Source organism: Paenibacillus sp. P46E (assembly GCF_001909095.1).
In the GTDB taxonomy this organism is placed as follows: Bacteria; Bacillota; Bacilli; order Paenibacillales; family Paenibacillaceae; genus Paenibacillus_AQ; species Paenibacillus_AQ helianthi.
On record NZ_LVYZ01000014.1, the window covers coordinates 55,510 to 76,007 of the forward strand.

At 49.2% G+C, this 20,498-nt stretch carries 22 protein-coding genes; 13 read left to right on the plus strand and 9 right to left on the minus strand.

The window, feature by feature from the left end; translation table 11 throughout:
* Nucleotide 1: 1 nt before the first annotated feature.
* From phnW to A3849_RS03825, 4 genes are read right to left on the minus strand one after another with little or no spacing between them, the layout of a single operon-like run.
* Nucleotides 2-1,111: a 2-aminoethylphosphonate--pyruvate transaminase gene (gene phnW / locus A3849_RS03810; protein ID WP_074110235.1), complete on the minus strand. Its 1,110-nt coding sequence runs from the start codon at nt 1,109-1,111 to the stop codon at nt 2-4.
* Between the two features lie 8 nt (nt 1,112-1,119).
* A complete protein-coding gene (locus tag A3849_RS03815; RefSeq protein WP_074110236.1) occupies nt 1,120-2,472 on the minus strand; it encodes an MATE family efflux transporter in 1,353 nt (450 codons plus the stop codon).
* A 1-nt stretch (nt 2,473) separates the two neighbouring features.
* Nucleotides 2,474-3,445 carry a PHP domain-containing protein gene (locus A3849_RS03820; protein ID WP_074110237.1) on the minus strand — a complete coding sequence of 324 codons (972 nt, stop codon included), beginning with the start codon at nt 3,443-3,445 and terminating at the stop codon, nt 2,474-2,476.
* 2 nt (nt 3,446-3,447) lie between these two features.
* Nucleotides 3,448-4,425, minus strand: a complete 978-nt coding sequence (locus tag A3849_RS03825; protein WP_074110238.1) for a CehA/McbA family metallohydrolase domain-containing protein — start codon at nt 4,423-4,425, stop codon at nt 3,448-3,450.
* 196 nt (nt 4,426-4,621) lie between these two features.
* Here A3849_RS03825 and A3849_RS03830 point away from each other — a divergent pair, with 196 nt between their 5' ends.
* The 3 genes from A3849_RS03830 to A3849_RS03840 all read left to right on the plus strand — a co-directional run bounded on the left by A3849_RS03830 (nt 4,622) and on the right by A3849_RS03840 (nt 6,374).
* Nucleotides 4,622-4,975 (plus strand): hypothetical protein, encoded by a 354-nt coding sequence (locus A3849_RS03830; RefSeq protein WP_256700640.1) that lies wholly within the window; start codon nt 4,622-4,624, stop codon nt 4,973-4,975.
* 174 nt (nt 4,976-5,149) lie between these two features.
* Complete coding sequence (locus tag A3849_RS03835) at nt 5,150-5,470, plus strand: hypothetical protein (RefSeq protein ID WP_074110239.1); 321 nt, start codon at nt 5,150-5,152, stop codon at nt 5,468-5,470.
* 67 nt (nt 5,471-5,537) lie between these two features.
* Nucleotides 5,538-6,374 carry an EcsC family protein gene (locus A3849_RS03840; RefSeq protein ID WP_074110240.1) on the plus strand — a complete coding sequence of 279 codons (837 nt, stop codon included), beginning with the start codon at nt 5,538-5,540 and terminating at the stop codon, nt 6,372-6,374.
* A gap of 104 nt (nt 6,375-6,478) precedes the next feature.
* Here A3849_RS03840 and A3849_RS03845 read toward each other — a convergent pair whose 3' ends face one another.
* Complete coding sequence (locus A3849_RS03845; protein WP_074110241.1) at nt 6,479-6,802, minus strand: putative quinol monooxygenase; 324 nt, start codon at nt 6,800-6,802, stop codon at nt 6,479-6,481.
* Nucleotides 6,803-7,025: 223 nt separating this feature from the next.
* Here A3849_RS03845 and A3849_RS03850 point away from each other — a divergent pair, with 223 nt between their 5' ends.
* The 9 genes from A3849_RS03850 to A3849_RS03890 all read left to right on the plus strand — a co-directional run bounded on the left by A3849_RS03850 (nt 7,026) and on the right by A3849_RS03890 (nt 16,236).
* Nucleotides 7,026-8,234: a nitric oxide synthase oxygenase gene (locus tag A3849_RS03850; protein WP_074110242.1), complete on the plus strand. Its 1,209-nt coding sequence runs from the start codon at nt 7,026-7,028 to the stop codon at nt 8,232-8,234.
* A gap of 78 nt (nt 8,235-8,312) precedes the next feature.
* Nucleotides 8,313-9,053 carry a Bax inhibitor-1/YccA family protein gene (locus A3849_RS03855; protein ID WP_074110243.1) on the plus strand — a complete coding sequence of 247 codons (741 nt, stop codon included), beginning with the start codon at nt 8,313-8,315 and terminating at the stop codon, nt 9,051-9,053.
* 237 nt (nt 9,054-9,290) lie between these two features.
* The gene (locus tag A3849_RS03860) at nt 9,291-9,839 is read left to right on the plus strand and encodes a TetR/AcrR family transcriptional regulator (protein ID WP_074110244.1); all 549 of its coding nucleotides are present in this window, start codon (nt 9,291-9,293) and stop codon (nt 9,837-9,839) included.
* A 111-nt stretch (nt 9,840-9,950) separates the two neighbouring features.
* Nucleotides 9,951-10,934, plus strand: coding sequence for an NAD-dependent epimerase/dehydratase family protein (locus A3849_RS03865; protein WP_074110245.1), 984 nt, complete (start codon nt 9,951-9,953; stop codon nt 10,932-10,934).
* Between the two features lie 137 nt (nt 10,935-11,071).
* Nucleotides 11,072-11,428, plus strand: coding sequence for a GIY-YIG nuclease family protein (locus A3849_RS03870; RefSeq protein WP_074110246.1), 357 nt, complete (start codon nt 11,072-11,074; stop codon nt 11,426-11,428).
* 293 nt (nt 11,429-11,721) lie between these two features.
* Nucleotides 11,722-12,441, plus strand: coding sequence for a hypothetical protein (locus A3849_RS03875; RefSeq protein WP_074110247.1), 720 nt, complete (start codon nt 11,722-11,724; stop codon nt 12,439-12,441).
* Between the two features lie 5 nt (nt 12,442-12,446).
* The gene (locus tag A3849_RS03880) at nt 12,447-13,733 is read left to right on the plus strand and encodes a polysaccharide deacetylase family protein (RefSeq protein WP_083613353.1); all 1,287 of its coding nucleotides are present in this window, start codon (nt 12,447-12,449) and stop codon (nt 13,731-13,733) included.
* A 218-nt stretch (nt 13,734-13,951) separates the two neighbouring features.
* Nucleotides 13,952-15,046 (plus strand): dual-specificity RNA methyltransferase RlmN, encoded by a 1,095-nt coding sequence (gene rlmN / locus A3849_RS03885; RefSeq protein ID WP_074110249.1) that lies wholly within the window; start codon nt 13,952-13,954, stop codon nt 15,044-15,046.
* 854 nt (nt 15,047-15,900) lie between these two features.
* Nucleotides 15,901-16,236, plus strand: a complete 336-nt coding sequence (locus A3849_RS03890; protein ID WP_074110250.1) for a DUF3139 domain-containing protein — start codon at nt 15,901-15,903, stop codon at nt 16,234-16,236.
* 111 nt (nt 16,237-16,347) lie between these two features.
* On the opposite strand, the gene A3849_RS03895 is transcribed toward A3849_RS03890, so the two are convergent.
* Nucleotides 16,348-17,052, minus strand: coding sequence for a hypothetical protein (locus A3849_RS03895; protein ID WP_074110251.1), 705 nt, complete (start codon nt 17,050-17,052; stop codon nt 16,348-16,350).
* Nucleotides 17,053-17,470: 418 nt separating this feature from the next.
* Here A3849_RS03895 and A3849_RS03900 point away from each other — a divergent pair, with 418 nt between their 5' ends.
* Nucleotides 17,471-17,758, plus strand: coding sequence for a DUF6509 family protein (locus A3849_RS03900; protein ID WP_074110252.1), 288 nt, complete (start codon nt 17,471-17,473; stop codon nt 17,756-17,758).
* A gap of 93 nt (nt 17,759-17,851) precedes the next feature.
* Here the strand turns inward: A3849_RS03900 and A3849_RS03905 are convergent, their stop codons facing one another.
* From A3849_RS03905 to A3849_RS03915, 3 genes are all read right to left on the minus strand, one after another.
* Complete coding sequence (locus A3849_RS03905; protein ID WP_074110253.1) at nt 17,852-18,601, minus strand: esterase family protein; 750 nt, start codon at nt 18,599-18,601, stop codon at nt 17,852-17,854.
* Nucleotides 18,602-18,614: 13 nt separating this feature from the next.
* Complete coding sequence (locus tag A3849_RS03910) at nt 18,615-19,787, minus strand: ATP-grasp domain-containing protein (protein ID WP_074110254.1); 1,173 nt, start codon at nt 19,785-19,787, stop codon at nt 18,615-18,617.
* A gap of 64 nt (nt 19,788-19,851) precedes the next feature.
* Entirely contained in the window at nt 19,852-20,322 is a 471-nt protein-coding gene (locus A3849_RS03915; RefSeq protein ID WP_074110255.1) for a MarR family winged helix-turn-helix transcriptional regulator, read from the minus strand.
* Nucleotides 20,323-20,498 lie beyond the last annotated feature (176 nt).

The window sequence follows — 20,498 nt, forward strand, 5'->3', positions numbered from 1 at the left end:
ATCAGCTCTCCAGTCGCAGGGTAGTTAGATAAGAAGCTGCCGCCTCGCATAACCTTTCAATATCCTCAATGTGCACATCGCCGATGGTTCCGATCCGGAACACAAGCGCTTTGCTTAATTTGCCGGGGTAGATGACGAAGCCCTTTTCTTTTAGAAATCGATAGAATGCTTCGAATGTAAATGATGTAAGATCCGGATATTCAAAAGTAGTGATAAAAGGGGATTGGACAGCCGCGGGCAAATGGGCCTTAAAGCCTGCCTGCTCCATGAATCGCACCAGTGTCTGTTGATTCCTGGTGTATCTTGCACATCGCTGTTCGACTCCGCCTTCTTCTTCCAATTCGAGCAACGCCTGATAAAATGCCCGGACAACATGCGTAGGGGAAGTAAAGCGCCACTTACCTGCATCGTTATCCATTACCTGCCATTGATCGAACAAATCCAGGGATAACGATCTTGCTCGTCCCTTGCATTTGATAAGCTCACTCTTCCTGCTGATCACAAAACTGAAGCCCGGGACGCCCTGGATACACTTATTCGCGCTGCTGACCAGATAATCGATGCCGAGCTCCGCGACCGCTATAGGTGTACCGCCGAAGCTGCTCATGGCGTCGACGATGGCTATTTTGCCATGATTCTTGATTACCTGAACGAGTGCTTCCAGCGGATTCAGAATCCCCGTCGTTGTCTCGCAATGGACGAAGGCTACATGAGTAATTAGGGTATCCTGCTTGAGCAAGGCATCCAATTGGTCTGCACCGGGAAGCTCATCAGGTGCATGTTCAAGCGTCCGGTGCCGGATTCCAAGGACACGGGCAATCTCCTGGATGCGCTCGCCATAGGCACCATTCGCGAGGATCAGCAGCTTGCCGTCATCCGGCACTGCGGTGCCTATCACCGCCTCGACCCCGAACGTCCCGCTGCCTTGTATCAGCACTGCGGTATACTCTTCTTCGGGTGCTTGTCCCAGCTGAAGCAGCCTGCTTCTGATCGACTGAACGATATCCTTGTAGTCGCTATCCCAGGTGCACCAGTCTTTTAACATGACTTCTTTAACGGATGAGGTTGTCGTCAGGGGACCGGGTGTCAGTAATAAATAGGGTTGTTCCATCGTTCCTCCTACAGGTTATGGACAAGGTTGCGTGCCCATTTATTTGAGCGGTATCTGAAGAATCCGATACATGCTTTTGATACTTCCTCAAGTGAAAACATGAGGTATACCCATTCCACCGGCCAGTGAAATAGATAAGCTCCTGCAAACACTAGAGGTAAGGCTATCAGCCATGTGGTGACCAGGACCAGATTCATCGTATACAGGTTGTCGCCGCCTGCTCTGAACAGTCCGACAATCCATAGATTGTTCAAGAAGAACATGACCATAACGATTGCCTGAATGATCATGATATGACGGAATGACGACTGCACTTCACGGCTGAGATTAGGAAATAAGTGAACAATATATGGGCTCAGAATCAGAATTCCAGCACTCATGGCCAATGCGGAATACAAAGCGATCCGAGTGAATTTCCGGGCATAGAGTACTGCCTCGTTCCTGTCGTCCTGGCTGAGCTTCTGGCCAACCATTACTTTTGCCGCATAAGCAAATCCATAGATCCCCATCATGAAGTAGCCGTTGAACGTGTTCGCCAATTGATAAGTCGCCAGCGCTGCCACGCCAATATGACCGAAGGCCAGCGCATACAGCATATTCCCGACCGACCACATGCCTTCATGGAACATGAGCGGCAGTGTAGTGGCATAGACTCTTTTCACAAACGGCCAATTGAAGGAGAAGATCTCCCGCAGCGTGACGTTGACGTAGTACTTCCTTCCATAAACATAGCCTATTAAAATACCTGCGCTGAGAATGGATGAAGCAAGTGTCGCCCATCCCGCTCCAACAATGCCTAACTTGGGAAATCCAAGCTTTCCATAGATCAGCGTGTAGTCCAGCAGGACATTGACCAGCATTCCGATCATGCCAACCACCAGCATCAGCTTCATTTTTCCGATCGAGCCGAGTGCATTTCCGTATACATCCTTAACTGAATTGATCAGATAGACGAATACGATGACGGATACATATTGAACGCCGTAAGCAGCAACGTCCTTATCCTTGATAAATAGCGACAGGATGGGAGCTTTGAAGCAGGAGACTAATATGAATGCAGTTAAGCTGACAGCGACACTGGAGATAAGCATGAGTCCAAAGGCCTTTTTCACATTGGCGGTATCGTTTTTCCCATGAAATTGGGTGATGTAGGCAGAAATGCCGAAGATGGCGGACAGAATCATCCCGAGAATAAAGTTGATCTGACCTGCGGCGGCCATAACCGCTATGGCGGAATCGCCCATGCTGCCCACCATTAGTGTATTGATCAGCGAGAATGAATTCCCTATTAGCATCTGTAGAATCGAAGGCAGGACAAGCTTTCTCATGTCCCTGCGGAACTGCCATTCTAAGCCGTCCACCCTATTCAAGGGCTCCGTGCGGAAGGTCGGCCGGGAAAATAGGATTAGACCAGGCCACCTTCCCCTCAAAGTCCACGCATTCCACGCGGATATATTGCTCGTTGCCCTCTATCCGGTAGGAGCCCTGGCTGACGGGAAGTGCCTCCTTGCTGTATATGTTGCGGCCATTGCCGGGATGTGTAAGGAATCTGATGAACTTGACCGGAGAGCATTCAATCTGAAGGAAGCCATCCTGTACCCGCAGGTCATAGATTTCAGGGCCGTTCGACGAATAGTATTGACCGGCTTTTAAGGCATCAATGACGGATTGCTGCTCCAGCTTCTCCGCTTCAGCGCACACCCATCCGCCGAAAAATTCAGAGATCGCACTGTCGATGTCACCGCCGTGTGCGTCGTCCGAGGCAATCCCGTACACCTTGCGGCCGTGCTTCAGCAAATAGTCCCAATGATGAACCCCATATCCAACCGCCTCATCAAGCTCCGACTGATGGTTGTATATTTCGATCGCGAAATAGCCCTCCAGCCGCAATAGATCCTCCGGTGTATTCCTGGACCATTCCGGATGATTCATAATAATCAGATTTCCCTTGTCCCGCATGTCGTCGATCAAGCTTTGAATGGTGTCCAGGTCCTCGTAATCCGGCTTTGCATGCTCTTCGTCATGTCCGAACTCCTGGGCCGAATGCAGCGTCCGGTCGAGCAGTCCATGAATATGGTATTGCTGGCCTGTCTCCTGTCTGCTCATCTCACAAGCCATCTCGTAGCCGTCTATCATGATGAAGCGTTCATCATCATAGGCGTCTGATTTGAAATAGATTTCATGATCGCTCAAGCACATAAAATCATAGCCGTTATTCTTATAGGCGTTCATCACCATTTCGGGAGGGTACTGCCCGTCGCTGCGCGTAGAATGTGTATGAAGATTGCCTTTATACTTGCGTTTCTGGTTGTCCAGATAAATCACCGGCGTCATCCTTATTCGTCCCCCTCCAGTAAATCTGCTACAAACACCGGATTGGACCAGGCTACATTTCCGTCAAAATCAATGCACTCCACCCGGATATACTGCATCTCCGGTTCAACGGGCATCGAGGCGACCGTCAGGGGTTCACCATTCTGGTAATTACCGACAAACGGCCCCCGGAGCGGGAACGCTTTGAACATAATGAATTTGCAGGGGGAGCATTCAATGATGAACTGTCCGTCATCCACCCGAAGGTCGTAAATCTCCGGTCCTGTGCTGGAATAGAAGCTGCCTGCCTTAAGACTGGTCACAATATCATGAGGCGTCAGCGCTTCCGATTGAACCTGAACCCAGCCGCCGCCGTATTCAGGAAACGCCCAATTCCGGTCGTGTCCGTGGGAGTCGTCCGCAGCGATGCCATACACCCGTTTGCCGTTCTGCAGCGCGTGATCCCAATAAGCAGCTCCATAGGAGCTGACCGTAGACCATTCCGTTGCATGATTATAGATTTCAACGGCAAAAAATCCATCGTAGTTGACCATGTCCTCAAAGCGCGTCAGATGCCACTCCGGATGGTTGAAAATCACCAGATTACCATGGGCAATCATCTCATCAATCAACACCTGCGGGGACTGATCCCCCTCCCAGGGAATGGGAACCGGAAACCTCTCCAGATGCTGAAATCTTGGCTGCACAGGCTGTGCGGTGGGATCATCCAGAACTCCGAAGTGGTAGCCCGGGTCCTTATCAGGGACAGGGTTGAGCCCGCCCCGCTCCATTCCGGGAATCGTGATGAACTGATCCGTATTGAACTCATCCGTTCTGGAATAGACATCATGATCGCTTATGCAAATAAAATGATAGCCCTTCTCCTTGAACACCTGGACAGTCTCCGCTGCCGGGAGTGAGCCGTCAGACCATGTGGTGTGGAGATGCAGATTGCCTTTATACACCGTTTTATTTCTTGCCAGGTAAATTTGATTCTTCATCTGCCCTTCTCCTTACATTATGAATTTGTTTTCTTGTGTTTTCATATTGATTCTTGTTGTTTGTGATCATCATACAGCCAGGCGAAATGGGTTTCAATCGAATTTGAATTATTTAACAGAGCGATTACAAACTTTACCGAAATCGAAAATAACTCCATCCAATAAGCCGTGATTTGACGCGGGAGTTACAAATGGAATGTATAAAAACCGTTGTTCTATCCATCCTAAAAAGGATTGGACAGTGAGACAGAAGGGAGCGGTTGACAAGATGAAGCATTACGAATCCAGCCTTCGGACCAATAGTACGGTAGATCAGGCACAGGATGCGGTGACCACGCTGCATAACTCTGTATCCCAGGCGCTCAGCCATCCGAATGATCAGATGCTTATGCAGGCTGAGAACAGCCTAACGCACGCGGAGGAGGCAGTGAGCCATGCTCCGGAGGGCTCGATTGGGGGCCACGGGGTGGATCTGACCGAGGAAAGACTGGCTGATGAGAAAAAAAGGCTCGCTCTCGCAGAAGCAGCAAACAGAAGTACCAAACAGTAGATATTTGAAGCTCAGGCATTTCCGGTTTCATCCGGGAATGCTTTTTTGTTATGCAAAAGCTATTCTTGTAGAACCCAGAAGTAGCTAAATGAACTACGGAACCAAGTTGAGCAAAATGGTGGAATAAAAGGTAGAAATACCTTTGAATCCAGCTCAGGAGAGCAAAATGGTGGAATGAAAGGTAGAAATACCTTTGAATTCGGAGCAGGAGAGCAAAATGGTGGAATGAAAGGTAGAAATACCTTTGAATTCGGCTCAGGAGAGCAAAATGGTGGAATGAAAGGTAGAAATACCTTTGAATTCGGCTCAGTCGAGCAAAATGGTGGAATGAGAGGCAGAAATACCTTTGAATCCGGCTCGGGAGAGCAAAATGGTGGAATGAGAGGTAGAAATACCTTTGAATTCGGCTCAGGAGAGCATAATGGTGGAATGAGGTTCTTGACAGCCTATAATCCCTTAATCTTTCAAGTGTCCACAAACGGGTTAATAAAGTGAACAGAACCAATTGCCTGCAACGAACGTACTATTGAAACGAACAAGTATCATTAAGGGGGGCTTAGAGATGCCGGAAACCGCCGGGCACACGCCGTATCTGGAGACTGCAGAGGAGCTGAATGCCGCGCTTGCCGAAATTATAAAGTGGGAAAAGGAACAGAACCAGTTGATGATCTGGGACCGCATCACCAGGCTGCCGTTCAAACTGTTCGATAAGCTTACGCCGAAGTTTATTCACGAGAAGCTGGGCAAGCTGCTCGACGAGCTGGGAGGCTATATCCAGAATGGGGGCAACTATCTCGTAGCCGGGCGCAAGGTTGGGGTGTTAATGGAGACCGGGAGCCGCGCGGCTGGAGGAACCGGGAAGGGGCCATATCCGCTGGCGGTGATGGATAATGCTGCCCGGCAGCTTACAATGAGCAGCAGGAACGTCGCCACCGCGCAAGGAGCGACGACCGGATTCGGCGGATTGTTCACGCTGGCGGCAGACATCCCTGCGATTCTGGGCCTGTCCTTAAAAGTCATTCAGGAGATTGGCCTCTGCTACGGCTACAATCCTACAGATAAAGCAGAACGGATATTTGCCGTCAAGGTGATGCAGTTTGCCTCTGCGGATATTGTGGGCAAGCGAACTATCCTGAAGGAGCTTAATCTGCAGGCCGGTGGCGACGGCGATATTACTGCCGGGACTCAGGCTGCCGTGTCCAGGATTCAGGGCTGGCGGGAGGTCATCACGGTGTACCGGGACAATTGGGGCTGGAAAAAGATGCTGCAGGCTGTCCCTGTAGCGGGGATGTTCTTCGGGGCCTATATCAACCGCAAAGCGCTGGAGGATGTGGCCGAAGCCGCCCGGATGCTCTACCGCAAAAGAAGAATCATCGCCAGACTGGCAGAGATGGGTTAATTCTCATACGAAGGAAGAAATACAGAGTATATCTGTAAGCAAAAAAGCAATAATGCAGCTATTTAAGCGGCTGCAATTATTGCTTTTTTTGTTCAAAACATCTCTTAGGCGTCCGGATTAAGGGACCCAAGTCCCTTGCCCCCAAGGGGGATCAGCCGGTTGGGTTCAACACCTGCAATCAGCGGCTTAGCCCGCTGGATGGCCGCCCGGGTGGACTCCTCCTGCAGTGAAGCCGCATGGGCTTCCGCATGGCTCCATACCTCAGTGACCCAGAGGGTGTCAGGCTCACTCTCCGAGAGGTTAACGATGTACAGTTCACATTCATGAACCTGCTCAATTGCAGCCGCAGCTTCCAGAAGAATCGCCGCAAGGGCATCACGTTCACCTGGTTTGGCGGTGAATTTGGCAATCATTCCGAATTTGCTCACGTCCCGTCACTCCTTCAGGTTTAGCTTTAGAATCCAAGGAACAGCATTTGGAGATCAGCTATATCTTATCAGAGATCGGGCGAACAGGAAGGCTATAATCGATTTTCGTCTGAAATCAGCCGCTTGCAGCCCATCTTGCATATTCCTCCAGGAGTTACTATGATGAATTCATTCAATTTTCCGAAGGCGAAATCCTCCGGGAGCAGAAGCGGGAGTGGGCAGGATGGATAATAGAGAACAAGAGAAGTCGTACGGAAAGCTGGCCGGGCAGGCAGAATCTTTCATCCGGCTATGCTATACAGAGCTGGAGAAGCCGGAGCAGCTCATTGCGGAACGTATTCAGGCCATATATAAGGAAATCGAGCAATCCGGTACCTACAACCATACAGAGGAAGAGCTTGCCCATGGTGCAAAAATGGCCTGGCGCCACAACAGCCGCTGCATCGGACGCCTGTTCTGGCACACGCTTGAGGTGAACGATGCCCGGCAGGCGGAGACAGCCGAGGAGGTCGCGGCGGCACTGCTGCAGCATGTGCAGCAGGCGAACAATGGCGGCCGCATCCGTCCTATGATTACGGTATTCCGCAGCGGGGTCCGGATCTGGAATCACCAGCTGATCCGTTATGCCGGATACCCTGGACAAGGGGACCTTGCCCGTGCCGGCGATCCGGCATCGGATGTGTTCACTGCCGTCTGCCGGAGGCTGGGCTGGCAGGGCAATGGCGGAGACTTCGATGTGCTTCCGCTGGTCGTCAGCATTGGTGAAGAAGAACCGCGCTGGTTCGCCATTCCGCCCGCGCTGGTGCAGGAGGTCCCCCTGACCCATCCCGAGATCGAACGGTTCCCGGAGCTTGGCTTGCGCTGGTATTCTGTACCGGTCGTGTCGGATATGCTGCTCGAAATCGGCGGAATTTCTTATACTGCTGCGCCTTTTAACGGCTGGTATATGGAGACAGAGATTGGTTCACGCAATCTTGGGGACACAAGCCGTTATAACCGGCTGCCGGCTGTAGCGGATCTGCTCGGGCTGGACCGCTCGACCAACACCTCTCTCTGGAAAGACCGGGCGCTGCTGGAATTGAACCGCGCGGTGCTGCATTCCTTCAAGCAGGCGGGGGTCAGTATTGTAGATCATCATACCGCCGCCGATCAGTTCGCCCGCTTCCAGGAACAGGAGAAGCAGCAGGGACGCCAGGTATCAGGCAAGTGGGGCTGGCTGATCCCTCCAATGTCACCATCCTCTACACCGGTTTGGAACGATAACACCCTGAAGGAGCTGAACCTTAGCCCGAGGCTGATCTATCAGCAAGCGGCATACGCCCATTGGCTGGAAGAAGGCTCACAGGGGTGTTCAGACGCTAAGATCAGTTCAAACGCTGAGGCTGCTCCTGAACCTAAGCCGGCTTGTCCCTTTCACCATCCTCAGAATTAAGGGGAAGGCGAGACGAATGTTTTCAAGCAGTGAATATGCTATTATGGACACAAATAAGTGATGAAATGAGATGATCTCTTGATCGGACGCAGCGGAAATCCCACACTAAATGAAAAAACGTTTGAGCGTGCAGAGCGGTACTCCGGGCAGGAACGCATGAGCATTAATGGAACGGTCAACAAAACCTTTATCACACTGACCATTCTGCTGGCAGGGGCGTTCAGTGCCTGGTCGATGTATTTCAACGGACAAAATGTAGGACCTTATGCCATCGGCGGTGCACTAATCGGGTTCGTGCTTGCCTTGATTATCAGCTTCAAGCCGACTGCTGCACCGTATCTGGTGCCTGTCTATGCGCTGGCTGAAGGCTTATTTCTGGGTGCTATTTCAGCAACATACGAAGGCCTGTACTATGGGATTACTCTGCAGGCCGCCTTATTGACGCTGAGTATATTTGTCGCTTTGCTGCTTGCCTATAAGACAAGAATCATTAGAGCGACGGAAAAATTCAAGCTTGGCATATTTGCCGCCACAGCCGGAATTGCCATCGTCTATCTGCTGAGCTTTGTGCTGGGAATGTTCGGTGTAACGGTTCCTTATCTGCACAGCAACAGCCTGATCGGAATCGGCATTTCGGTCATTATCGTTATTGTGGCTGCGCTCAATCTGGTGCTGGACTTTGACTTTATTGAGAACGGCGCACAGCAGGGCGCTCCCAAATACATGGAATGGTACGGAGCATTCGGCCTTATGGTCACACTGGTATGGCTCTATGTAGAGATTCTCAGACTGCTGTCCAAGCTGCGGAGCCGGAATTAAGGACAACAGTGCTGTAAGCAGCGGCGTAACGAAGGGTTCCAAAAACAGCTGATCCCGTCTACTAAAGGCAGGGCAGCTGTTTTTATATAATACAATAATTTTAAATATAGGCTTGATTTCTGGAAAAAGTCCTTGTATACTTCAAATCAAGATAGTGATTGACCAATAACCAAAAATTACTCATTCAAACCCACCGTCTTATCAGAACACATATCCGCAGAACAACAGGAGGCCAGCATGACAAAGCTATCGGGAGGCGCACGGACGAAGGATGAAGCAACCTCAGTCAACCGGAGGGAGCAAATCCTGGAGGCGGCTGTGGTTGTATTCGCAGAGCATGGATATTTCAAGGCCACTACTGCACAGGTGGCAGAGAAGGTGGGGATCTCCCAGCCGTACATTTTTAAGCTGTTCAAGAATAAGGAGGAGCTGTTTGTAGCGGCGCTGGACCGGGCATTTGAACGGACGATCCGCACGTTTACAGAGGTGAAGGCTTCGGGAGAAGAAGTGCTCCGGGAATCGATCCGGGTGTATGAGCAGATGATGGAGACCTATCCAAGTGAAATCATTCTGCAGGTGCAGGCGCTCGGGATTCGTGATGAAGCCATCCGCCGGTCTATGCAGACGGGAATGCAAAGGGTAACAAGCCTGATGGAAAGCAAGTTTACTGCAGCGGGGATCGCTCATCCCGAGGTAGAAGTCAGTACATTTATGGCTAATGGTATGCTGTGCCATATTGCAATGGCGCTGGAGATGCCTGATCTGAAGCCGAAGCATCTGGAATAGCCGGGGGAAATCCACCAGCCCCGGACTAAGGGCTCTGCCCTTAGTTGTCCTCGATCATTAGGTAGTGATTAATCAATAACAAATAACAAAAACAAATTGGAGGAATAACTAATGATGAACAAAACAACGAAGGCTGTCGTATTGGGTGCAACGGGAGGAACAGGAACGGTACTCATTGCCGAGCTGCTTAGGAGAGGGATCGAAACGGTTGCTTTTGGACGGTCATTGCCGAAGCTGGAGCAGTTCGCGGCAAAACTGGGCCATCCGGCTGGTCTTAGTCTGAGAACAGGAGATGTGTTCAAACCGGAGGATGTATTCAAGGCTGCGCAGGGAGCGGATATTATTTTTCACAGCGCATCGGTGCCGTATAACGAAATGAGCACCAGACTGCTTCCAATGGGTGAGTCCGTGATGGAGGCGGCGAACAGACTCGGTGCCCGGGTCGTTGCAGTAGACGGAATTTATCCTTATGGACGCAGAAAGGATGAGCAGCCGATCACGGAGGAATTCCCCAAGAACCCGCATACCCAAAAAGGCAAAACAAAGCTGGAGTTCGAGCGGATGTTCTTCAGTCCGCGCTGGAGCCCTACCCAAGGCATGATAGTACGGCTGCCTGATTATTATGGCCCTACTGCCAATGAAGCTTCGTATCTGGGTTCAACGCTTGATGCGATTGCTGCCGGCAAACCGGGAATGTTCGTCGGGAATATGACGGTGCCGCGTGAATATGTATATTTGCCCGATGCAGCGGTGATGATCGTGGAGTTGGCTCTCCGGGAAGAGGCCTATGGGCAGAACTGGAACATTCCCGGTGCAGGTACCATCTCCGGCCGGGAAATCGTCCGCATCGCCCGGAAGGCAAGCGGCAAGTCAAAACCGGTCATCCCGGTGGGGGCCTTTGGTTTATCGCTGCTTGGCCTGTTTGTACCGGTCATGAAAGAGATTGTAGAGATGCTCTATCTGACGAAGGAACCGCTCCGCTTAAGCGGCCGGAAGTATGAGCGTCTGGTCGGCCCGATTCCGGCGACTTCATTCGAGGAAGGAATCCGGGAGACGATCCAAGCCATTCAGAGCCGTCAGGCCAAATCTTTATGAGCAGAAGGCTCATACATCCCGGACCCGATCCGTAGGCAGGGCTCCTCTTTAGTATAATCCGGCGCTGCTTCTATGTAGTCAGGGTCCTGGAACTATGTTACTATTTATGTCTATATCCAAGAGGGAAGTGAGCTACAATGATCAGCATTACGATTCCAACGCCGGATGTCACCATTACGAAGCAGGCGAATCCCGAATTGAGCCATATTTACGGATTTACAGATTTCCACCTGATTACCCGGGAACAAGGCGGCATCTTCATGTTTTACAACGATAAGGATGAGCTGCTGTTTGTGGGTAAGGCCAGAAAGCTGAGACCGCGGATCAAAAAGCATTTCGAAGATAATGTTTCAGTGATGAAGCCGCACCGTGATGAAGTGACCAAGATTGAGGTTTGCCTCGTCGAGGAAGCCGTCGACAGAGAGATTTACGAAACGTACATTGTGAACAAGCTTAGAGCCAAATACAATGTGGAGAAAGTGCTGTACAAATAAATCAAGTATCGCTGAAGCGCGGTCCCCGGGATTGCGCTTTTTTTGTTGCCTATTTATCTAGCCACAGCATTTGCTAAATTGCAAAGTATCCAGATTCTGTACGAAAAAGTGCCGATAGCATGGGCAATTATTCCTAAGTTATTGGTTAATACTTCCGCCCAAGGGAAATTAGGCCTTTGGATACATTTGCGAAACTTAGATATTAAGGCTCACTTACATACAGGCTAAATCAACTATAATAAATGCGTATAGGCTCGACATTTTTTGACATATATAATGAGGTGATAGTATAGATGGCAACTCCTTTTTTCAAGAAAAAAGACATGACAGACAAGCAGCCCAGGCCCGGCGTGGTTCAAAAGGTTCAATTGGCGGAAGACCCGCCTGAGGAAAAGGAAACTTACGAAACGAACGAGAGCCTGTCCAGCCTCATTTCCATAGGCAAAGCGCAGCTGGACAAGAAGTCACTTGATTTGATTTTTGCAGTAGAGCAAATGATCCAGGCCAGAACGCATGCGGATACGACCAATCATGAGCTCCAGGACCGGTTGACGCATACCAGCGGACATGTGGAGCGTTTGAACAAGGACCTGAAGAATCTGAACAAAGTGATTGAGGAACGGGAAAGAAGCATTCTGGAGCTGGAGCATAAGCTGGTGGAACGTAACCTGAAGGTGGATCAGGTCATGGAGGACCACCGTGAATTGCACACGACCCTGTCTTCAGAAATGGACGAGCTCAAGAGCACCATTGAACTGGAGCGGCAAAAGTATACGAATCTTGTCCAGAAGCATAATGATGCCATTTCGGAGAAGCTGAAGAAGATGAACGAGCTTGAGGAAAAAATCGGACGTCTTGAAACAGAGAACGCCCATATGAAACAGAAATACGAAACGGTCCGGCAGGAGAAAGCCTACCTCTCCAGCATGATTAACGATTTCACCACGCGTATGACGGCTCCTTTTGGAGGAAGTACTCCCCCGGCAGACCGCACAGATAACGGGACTACATAATTATTATGCCTCTTTTAGAACAAGATTCCGCACTGATGATAGAGCTGCTGTCGCTTGAGCCTAAGCAGGACAGCTATCAGATGGAGGTAGGTCTAACCCATAGCGGCGGATTCACCCGAAAAGTTATCCTCATCGATGAATATACATACCTGCAAATGAATAGCATACTGGGCTCGTATCAAGAACACAGAGTACGGCTATCGATTTACCCCAAGTGGGACCCCTTTCGCCGCAAATATTTCAGCTCTCTCACCAAGATGAACAGAACCTGCTCCGAGACACTGTATTTTGCCTGCTCAGAAGATTTCGTCTCACAGCTCCTTGAGTGGAAACAGCAAACGATGCCGTCCGATGAAGCGAATACGGTTCAAGCGGTGGTTCCTGTGCCCGAGCCTGAACAACCACAGCCCAAGCGACGTGCAAGCGCCTTCCGGCTTAACCGGCCTATTGTAATGCGTTGTGTTTTGTTCAGCCTGTTATTCGTATTGTTTTTCCTGCGGATGGATGACACTCTGCTCAACAGTGCTGAAGCGCATGAAGACTTCAAGCTGCCAGTGGACAGCAGTATCCCTGTGCCCCACGTCCCCGTGGTTCATACGGCATCCTTTCAGAGCGCTCAAGCTGAAGCTGTGCCGGTAACAGAACAAGAACCGGCGCCGTTGCCGGTGCAGAGTGCGGAGCCAGAGGTGCAGAACCCGGCGGTTGAAGAGCTGGAGCTGGACGGAAGCCGGTACGAGTACAGTTTGCCGAAGGGTTATGTAGCTTTATCCTTTGATGATGGCCCATCCCAGTACACCAAGGAAATTGTCGATATTCTTATGGCGTACGGAATTGCGGCGAATTTTCTGTTCATTGGCCAGAATGCCCAGCAGAATCCGGAAGCGGTCCAATATGCCGATGAGCACGGAATGCCGGTGGGGAGTCATTCCTGGGATCACAGTGACATGACGAAGAACAGCAGTGGAGAGAACCGTAACAACCTGTTGCGTTCCGTTCAGGTGCTGGAGCAGAATATTGAGAAGCCGGTAACCGTATTTCGTCCGCCTTATGGGGCTATCAATGGATCTCTGGCGGCAGAAGCCGGCAAACAGAACCTGAAAGTACTGCTCTGGAACCGTGATCCTGAAGACTGGAAAGCACAGACCGCAGAGCACATCATCCAATATTTTTATCATACGGATCCCTCCGGGGGCATCTATCTCCTCCATGAAAAGGGAATAACAGTCAAAGCGCTGCCTGCCATTATTGAATATCTTAAGAAGAAACAGCTGAAGTTCGCCATTTTCAAATAATGGTCGGATACTTTGGCTAGACCACTACAAGCGTATCCGATACTTTCGGGTACGCTTGTATGTCTTTCAGAGGGCTGTCAGGCTCCGCGGAAGCAGGGAAAGCACTGGAATCTTCTTGTTTTAATAAAAAAAATTTGAGACAATAAGTGTATGTTGTTAGACGGAGTCCTGCAAGGTAGAATGAATTGAACTTTAATGTTTTGAAAAGAGGATAAATAATGAATAAACAATCCATTTATGGATTAACTTTGGAACAAATGTCGTTATGGCTTGTGGAGCATGGTCATAAGAAATCCCGCGCGTCCCGGATATGGGACTCTCTGTACCGTCAGCGGGTTACGGATTTTGCGGAAATGACCGAGGTGAACGGCGAGACGGTGCAGCTCCTGTCAGAGCATTTTGTCTTTCAAACGATGGACGAGCATGTGAAGCAGGAGTCGGCGGATGGCACCATCAAGTTTCTGTTCCGCCTCAAGGACGGCAACCTGATCGAAACGGTACTGATGCGGCAGAAGTACGGTTTGTCCGTCTGCGTCACCACGCAGGTTGGCTGCAACATCGGCTGCAGTTTTTGTGCAAGCGGATTGCTCGCGAAGAGCCGCGATCTGTCCAGCGGAGAGATTGTGGAGCAGATTATGAAGGTACAGCATCATCTGGACCGCGCAGGTCTGGGTCAAAGGGTCAGCCATGTGGTGGTGATGGGGATCGGCGAGCCGTTTGATAATTTTACGAACCTGCTCAATTTCCTGACCATTATCAAGAGTCATAAGGGACTGGCGATTGCCGGTAAGGGCATCACGGTGTCCACAAGCGGTCTGGCTGACAAAATCAGAGAATTCGCTGATGCCAATATGCAGGTCAACCTGGCTATTTCTTTACATGCTCCGAATAATGAGCTGCGGACACGGATTATGAAGATCAACCGAGCCATTCCTATAGAGAAGTTAATGCCCGCTATTGATTACTATCTGGAGAAGACGAACCGGAGAATTACACTGGAGTATATTCTGCTTAAGGATATCAATGACCAGCAGGAGCATGCCCTGGAGCTGGCTGAGCTGATCGGAGACCGCCGCCAGATGGCTAACGTGAACCTGATTCCGTACAATCCTGTAGATGAGCATAGCCAATACCAGCGGAGCGAGCGTGAATCCGTGCGGGCTTTCTTTGATACGCTCAAAAAGCAGGGCGTCAGCGTAAGCACCCGGCTGGAGCACGGCGTCGATATCGACGCCGCCTGCGGTCAGCTGCGTAGTAAGCAGATCAAGAAAGCCAAGGGCGCCGCTGCTGAGAGCGGCGTGGCCGCCGGGTAACCCAGGCAGCCTGCTGGAAGCAGTGACGGGATGGAACAACGGCAGAGATGCCGTTAATGCAGCGCCCGTAGCAGGAACGGGTCGGAACATCGGCAGAAATGCCGTTAATCCGACCCTTAGCATGGCGTGACAGAAGAGCGGTGTCCGGTGTTTATACACGGGGCACCGCCTTTTTTGGATTAACCCGCTGACATTTATGTTTTGTAGGACTGCACATTCAAACGTCAGGTATAAAAGACGCGGCAATGCCCGAAGCTTATGAGGACACCGGTAAGCCGGTGTGGCTGTCTGAGCATCAATTCCGATCTCCACAGCCTCATACAAAATTCAACCTGAATTTCAAAAGCGCGTAATAGCAAGGAAGTCAGGAAATATTACCAGGGGGAATATTCAACAATGACTTGTCTGCATACAGATTCCCCCACCCTAGGAGAACGGGCATCTGAATTTCCATATTAAATGCTAGAAGTCTAAGAGCGTATTGTGGGCTTTGCCCCCGGATAGGGTTAGCAGCACCTGAATCAGTATAATTTTTTCGAGATAATTGATGAAGAGCTTGCTCCCTCCGATGTTTTATGGATAGGTGTGGTAGACTTCACCTTAAAGGTGCTCCTCTCTTGGGTGATTATGTTTTCGCGAACACATTTCTACCAAAGATTTGAGCCCTTTTTTGTTTTTTATAGGAGATCACTTTCGAAATTCAAGATAAATTTAGATAATCAAATGATTGTGAAAATTATGCAATGGTTTTATTCTCACTACTAAGGCTGAATGTTGTATAATAATATCTAGAAACAACTTACAAAAGAGGTAAAGTTTTTTGTATTTTATAGGACAAATGGAGGCGGATAAGATTGAACAGAAAAGGTATCATTTTAGTTATTGGTGCTGTTTTGTTGATTTTAGTAATTGGTTATGTTTATTTATCTTTTAATGGATATCCTCAAAAGAAAAGTGATATTGCGAAAGAAGTACAAACATCACTTTTAAATCAAAGATCGTATACATCTGACGATATAATGAAAATTGAAGGAGTGTATTCATTTAAGAATAAGAAGTATCAAGCTACAGTTAATTTCAAAGATGAACCTAATGTGAATTATACTTATGAGCTTAATAATGGAAAACTAAAGTTAATTGAAACTTCTAATATACATGGAAAACATATGGACGAAACATTTAGTAATTAAATAACATAAAAGAGAAATCGATAACCTTAAGAATACACGTAACCCCCCGTCCTGGTCTTAGACCAAATCGGGGGGTTACGTGTATTAACAATTATCATTTACCTATTGACGTTACCAATTACCGAAGGTTGCAACTTTAGAAAATCCAAACTGATTAAACTGACCATAATCTTTCCATTCGTATGGGAGTGTAATATCGTAACCAACAGTGTATTTCCCGCCAACATTTAACCCAAAAGAATAATAAGCCAGCCAAGGGATCTTGGAGCAGTAAACTTCATTTAAGTTAAGCAAATTATTAACTAGTCCATAACTAGCGCTAGAATGTAAAGAAACATAACTTGCAGCCCAAGAACCAGCAGAATGAGCGAGAGAGGTATTACTATTACGGATAACAATAGTGTTTGGGTTATTGCCGAACCATGTTGCGAGTGATTGCATTGCAGGGTGATAACCGTAACCAGCTATAGATGCAATATTACCAGTGGCATCTGTTACAATACCCGCATGACCGGTTAATCCAGCAGATGATGTATTATTTGTAATTAATACATCTCCCCCCTCTATAGAAAGACCATTTGGATAGGTGCCGCGTGCAGCAGCAGTTGCAGCTTCAGCTTCTCTGGCTTTAGCACTTGCAGGATCGGCTAACGCAGCTGGACTCACCAGTGAATCGACGCTTATGATACCACTTGGAGCAATAGTATTGGAAAAATCGGAGTCAGCGCCAGCGCCGTATGAAGTAGAAACAAGCTGAGGTGCCGCAGTGAAAAATAAAGCTAACAGCATGACAAGAGGGATAATCTTTTTAAACATTTAATAGCCACCTTATATTATATTTGGTTTGTAATCCTATATATTACAAATTACATCCCCAATATATGGTATATTATATAAAACTATTTGTCTACGTTTTTTTGATATTTTTAGAAAAATTATACATATAAAATTCAAAAGCCAGTTATATTGCAATTCCAGTTAGGCACGGGTTATCGAATCATCTTCGGCTCGCCCTGCTCTTTTCCGCGTATCATAACACAAACGTACGTTCCTATATTCAGGTCCTTAGAATGGCGCGCAGCAGGTCACTTATGGGCATAAAAAAAGCACCTGTTAAGGCGCTTATTGAGTTTAATTCGAGATAACTGAGGAAGATCTTACCTCCTCTGATTTTGTTGACTGAGCCATTTGTATGATACAATAGCCAGATGACTGATGAAAAGAGGAATGCGAAATGTTGACATTTACAAGCTACACCGTGGAGAACGTAAGAGATCCATTTAATATTTTAAGCGGCAAGCGGTACGAGTTCGTTATTAATCTGGAAGTGCCGGAGGATGATGAGCTGTACGAAGAGAATGGCTTATCGGCACGGGCCATCGTGAAGGTGGAGGAAGAAGAGCTCAGCATCGTCAGCTACGACCTGCTGGAGACCACAACCGGCCGGATTCTTGATTTTGATATGGAAGAGGACGAGGAAGCAGCCTTGGTCTTGTTCTGCAAAGAGCACCTGCCAGCTTAAGCCGGAATGGACAATAAGCTCCGCCGGGTAGATCACGAACCAACAGACCGCACCCCTTCGGAGGGGACGGTCTATTTGTCATATACGGTTGCCTTACAGACACCCGCCTACATAATAGTGAATCTGTTTGTTCCACCAAGGCCAGTCATGATCAGCATCCTGCCCCCAATAATCAATCTGTGCCGCAATACCTTTGTGCTGGAGCAGATCCTGGAGCAGGCGAGTCTCATGAAGCATCTCGTCCTCATAGGCGCCTTGTCCGACACAGAGGATGATCCGGCTGGCCCGGTAAGCGCTCAGGTAATGTTCATCGGTCAGGCCTGGCAGGTAATGCAGCGGCGAGTTCAGGTAGACGGTCTCGCTCATATAATCACCAAAGAAGTAATGGGTGGAGTAGACGCCGCTGAGGGCGATTAGTGTATCGAAAACGTGAGGATGGCGGAAAAAGAAGCTGGCACTGTAGTACGCGCCCATGGAGCAGCCGGAGACGAGGATCTTTTGGTCGCTGCCGCCGTTGCTTGCCTTGCTGGCCTGGAGGATCCGGGGGATCAGCTCCTGCGTGATGTATTTGTCGTACTGCTCATGGCGCTGCACCTTGTCCTCATGGTTCCAGTCCCCCGAGAAGAAGGTTTCCTCATCCAGGGTGTCGCAGGCCCAGATTTGCAGCTTACCCGCATCGATGAACTCCGAAAGAGTCTGAATCATGCCGGAATCCTCATATTGATAGAACCGCCCCAGTGAAGTCGGGAAGACCAGCATCGGTTTCCCCGCATGGCCGTACACTTTATATTCCATATCTCTGTGAAGGTGCCTGCTGTATTCTTTATGGTAGCTTATCCTCATGCATCAACACATCCTATCCCTCTTCAACTTGTTGAATATAGCCCACGATGTCTCTGACTTCCCCCAGATCCGCAGAACGGAATTGATAAGCGCTGTTCCCCATGGCCCGGCTGAACACTTCTTCTATCTCCGCGTAATGGACAATCTTGTCGCCAAACGCACGGTAAATGTCCTCATGGCTGTGAACGTAAGGCTTGTGCCGCTTACGGCTGGCATAACCGGTATAATACTTGCCTTCATACGGTCCGCCTACCTCATTGTGAACAATCATGCGCGCCCATTCTTCATACACATCCACATCATATGAAAAGTTAATCGCATCGGTCATCCATGCTCCTGGAGGCCGCATATTCACTTCAAGCGCAATGATCCGGCCATCCTTGTTCGACTTGAACAATTCGATATGGAAGAAGCGCTCTCTGATATCAAAGGCCTGGAGGATGTTTTTTCCCGCATGCTCAACCTCGGGGCTGATCTCCTTCAGACAGAAATAGTAGAGGTGATTGTCCGTATTGACGACATCCATCACGCTGTTCTCGAACAGGTGGCTGACTGCGAACCGCACGTTGCCGTCGATATCCACCAGCCCGTCATAGGTCAGAATCACGCCGTCAATGAACTCTTCAATAATAAAGGCGACATCTTCCGGCTTCGTGTCAAAAAACTGCTGCAGCTCCGCTTCGTTATTGATCTTATAGGTCATGCTGGCCCCGGAGCCCAGGTCCGGCTTCACTACAAGCGGAAAGCCAGTGCCGCGGATGAAGTCATCTACACTGTCGCGGGTGGTTCCGGTGGAGAACTGCACGGTGCTTACCCCGCTTTTGCGGAAAAACTCTTTCATTTTCGATTTCTGCTTCAGGTTGTAGACAAAGTCAGTCTTGGTGCCGTAAATATTAAAATCCGTGCGGATCGCCGCATCCTGCTCCAGCCAATATTCATTCAGGGATTCGAAGCGGTCGATTTTGCCGTACCGGTGAGTGAAATAACCCACAGCCCGTAGAATATCGTCATAATGTTCCAGACTGCCCACCTTGTAATACTCGGTCAATGCCGACTTCAGCTTGTCCTCCAGCTGATCATACTCGGCATCACCGATCCCAAGCACCGTGGCTCCCTGCTGCTGAAGGTGGCTGCAGAAATCGGCGCTGTTCCTCGGGAAATGAGGCGAAAAGAAAATAAAGTTCAAGCAGACCAGCCCCTTCGGCAATATGGTATTTTTCTGCGTTCTAATTCCGACTTATATTGTATGATTAATTTAATCTACCAGCTTCGGCCTCTTCCGTCAATCCTTTCGCCCCGGCGCTGCGCTGCGCCAATTTTTGATTCAGTCTGGCCAGCAGCCCGCTGAAGGTATGGCAGTCCTCCGAAGACCAGTCTTCAAAGATCTCCCCATACCGCTCCAGCCGGATGTTCCGTGCTTCCTCGAGCTTGCGTGTGCCAAGTGGGGTAATCTCAAAATAACTCGATCTTCCGTCCATCGGGTCGGGTACCCGCACGGCATAGCCTTTGCTTTCGAGTACACTGGTCTGCCTGCTGATCGTGGAGGTGTCGAGTCCGAACTCTTCGGCCAGTGCCTTTACCCCTACCTTCTTGTGGTGGGCCAAATGGTAGAGCAGCGTATATGTCGAGCGGTCCAGCCCCCCATGCTTCTTGTCGAGAGAGGAACGGCGGATAAGTGTCATCAGCTCATTGTTAAGGGACTCCAGGTTTTTGTCATCCATACGGCAGCTTCCTTCCTTTACGGAATACTTTTCTCCATTATTATAGTGAACATACCGGACTACAAGCAAAAGCCGCGTCTATTTATGAAAAGGAATGAAATAAGTCATATTGACTTTCATGAATGTAGTTGTATAATACACGTATATAACTATTTGATTGTATCATACACCTATAT

Bases quoted from the DNA above. Each gene is read 5' to 3' on its own strand.
- phnW (WP_074110235.1), bottom strand. From the start codon at position 1,111: ATGGAACAACCCTATTTATTACTGACACCCGGTCCCCTGACGACAACC.
- A3849_RS03820 (WP_074110237.1), bottom strand. From the start codon at position 3,445: ATGACGCCGGTGATTTATCTGGACAACCAGAAACGCAAGTATAAAGGC.
- A3849_RS03825 (WP_074110238.1), bottom strand. From the start codon at position 4,425: ATGAAGAATCAAATTTACCTGGCAAGAAATAAAACGGTGTATAAAGGC.
- A3849_RS03830 (WP_256700640.1), top strand. From the start codon at position 4,622: ATGTATAAAAACCGTTGTTCTATCCATCCTAAAAAGGATTGGACAGTG.
- A3849_RS03835 (WP_074110239.1), top strand. From the start codon at position 5,150: ATGAAAGGTAGAAATACCTTTGAATTCGGAGCAGGAGAGCAAAATGGT.
- A3849_RS03840 (WP_074110240.1), top strand. From the start codon at position 5,538: ATGCCGGAAACCGCCGGGCACACGCCGTATCTGGAGACTGCAGAGGAG.
- A3849_RS03850 (WP_074110242.1), top strand. From the start codon at position 7,026: ATGGATAATAGAGAACAAGAGAAGTCGTACGGAAAGCTGGCCGGGCAG.
- A3849_RS03860 (WP_074110244.1), top strand. From the start codon at position 9,291: ATGACAAAGCTATCGGGAGGCGCACGGACGAAGGATGAAGCAACCTCA.
- A3849_RS03865 (WP_074110245.1), top strand. From the start codon at position 9,951: ATGATGAACAAAACAACGAAGGCTGTCGTATTGGGTGCAACGGGAGGA.
- A3849_RS03870 (WP_074110246.1), top strand. From the start codon at position 11,072: ATGATCAGCATTACGATTCCAACGCCGGATGTCACCATTACGAAGCAG.
- A3849_RS03875 (WP_074110247.1), top strand. From the start codon at position 11,722: ATGGCAACTCCTTTTTTCAAGAAAAAAGACATGACAGACAAGCAGCCC.
- A3849_RS03880 (WP_083613353.1), top strand. From the start codon at position 12,447: ATGCCTCTTTTAGAACAAGATTCCGCACTGATGATAGAGCTGCTGTCG.
- rlmN (WP_074110249.1), top strand. From the start codon at position 13,952: ATGAATAAACAATCCATTTATGGATTAACTTTGGAACAAATGTCGTTA.
- A3849_RS03895 (WP_074110251.1), bottom strand. From the start codon at position 17,052: ATGTTTAAAAAGATTATCCCTCTTGTCATGCTGTTAGCTTTATTTTTC.
- A3849_RS03900 (WP_074110252.1), top strand. From the start codon at position 17,471: ATGTTGACATTTACAAGCTACACCGTGGAGAACGTAAGAGATCCATTT.
- A3849_RS03905 (WP_074110253.1), bottom strand. From the start codon at position 18,601: ATGAGGATAAGCTACCATAAAGAATACAGCAGGCACCTTCACAGAGAT.
- A3849_RS03915 (WP_074110255.1), bottom strand. From the start codon at position 20,322: ATGGATGACAAAAACCTGGAGTCCCTTAACAATGAGCTGATGACACTT.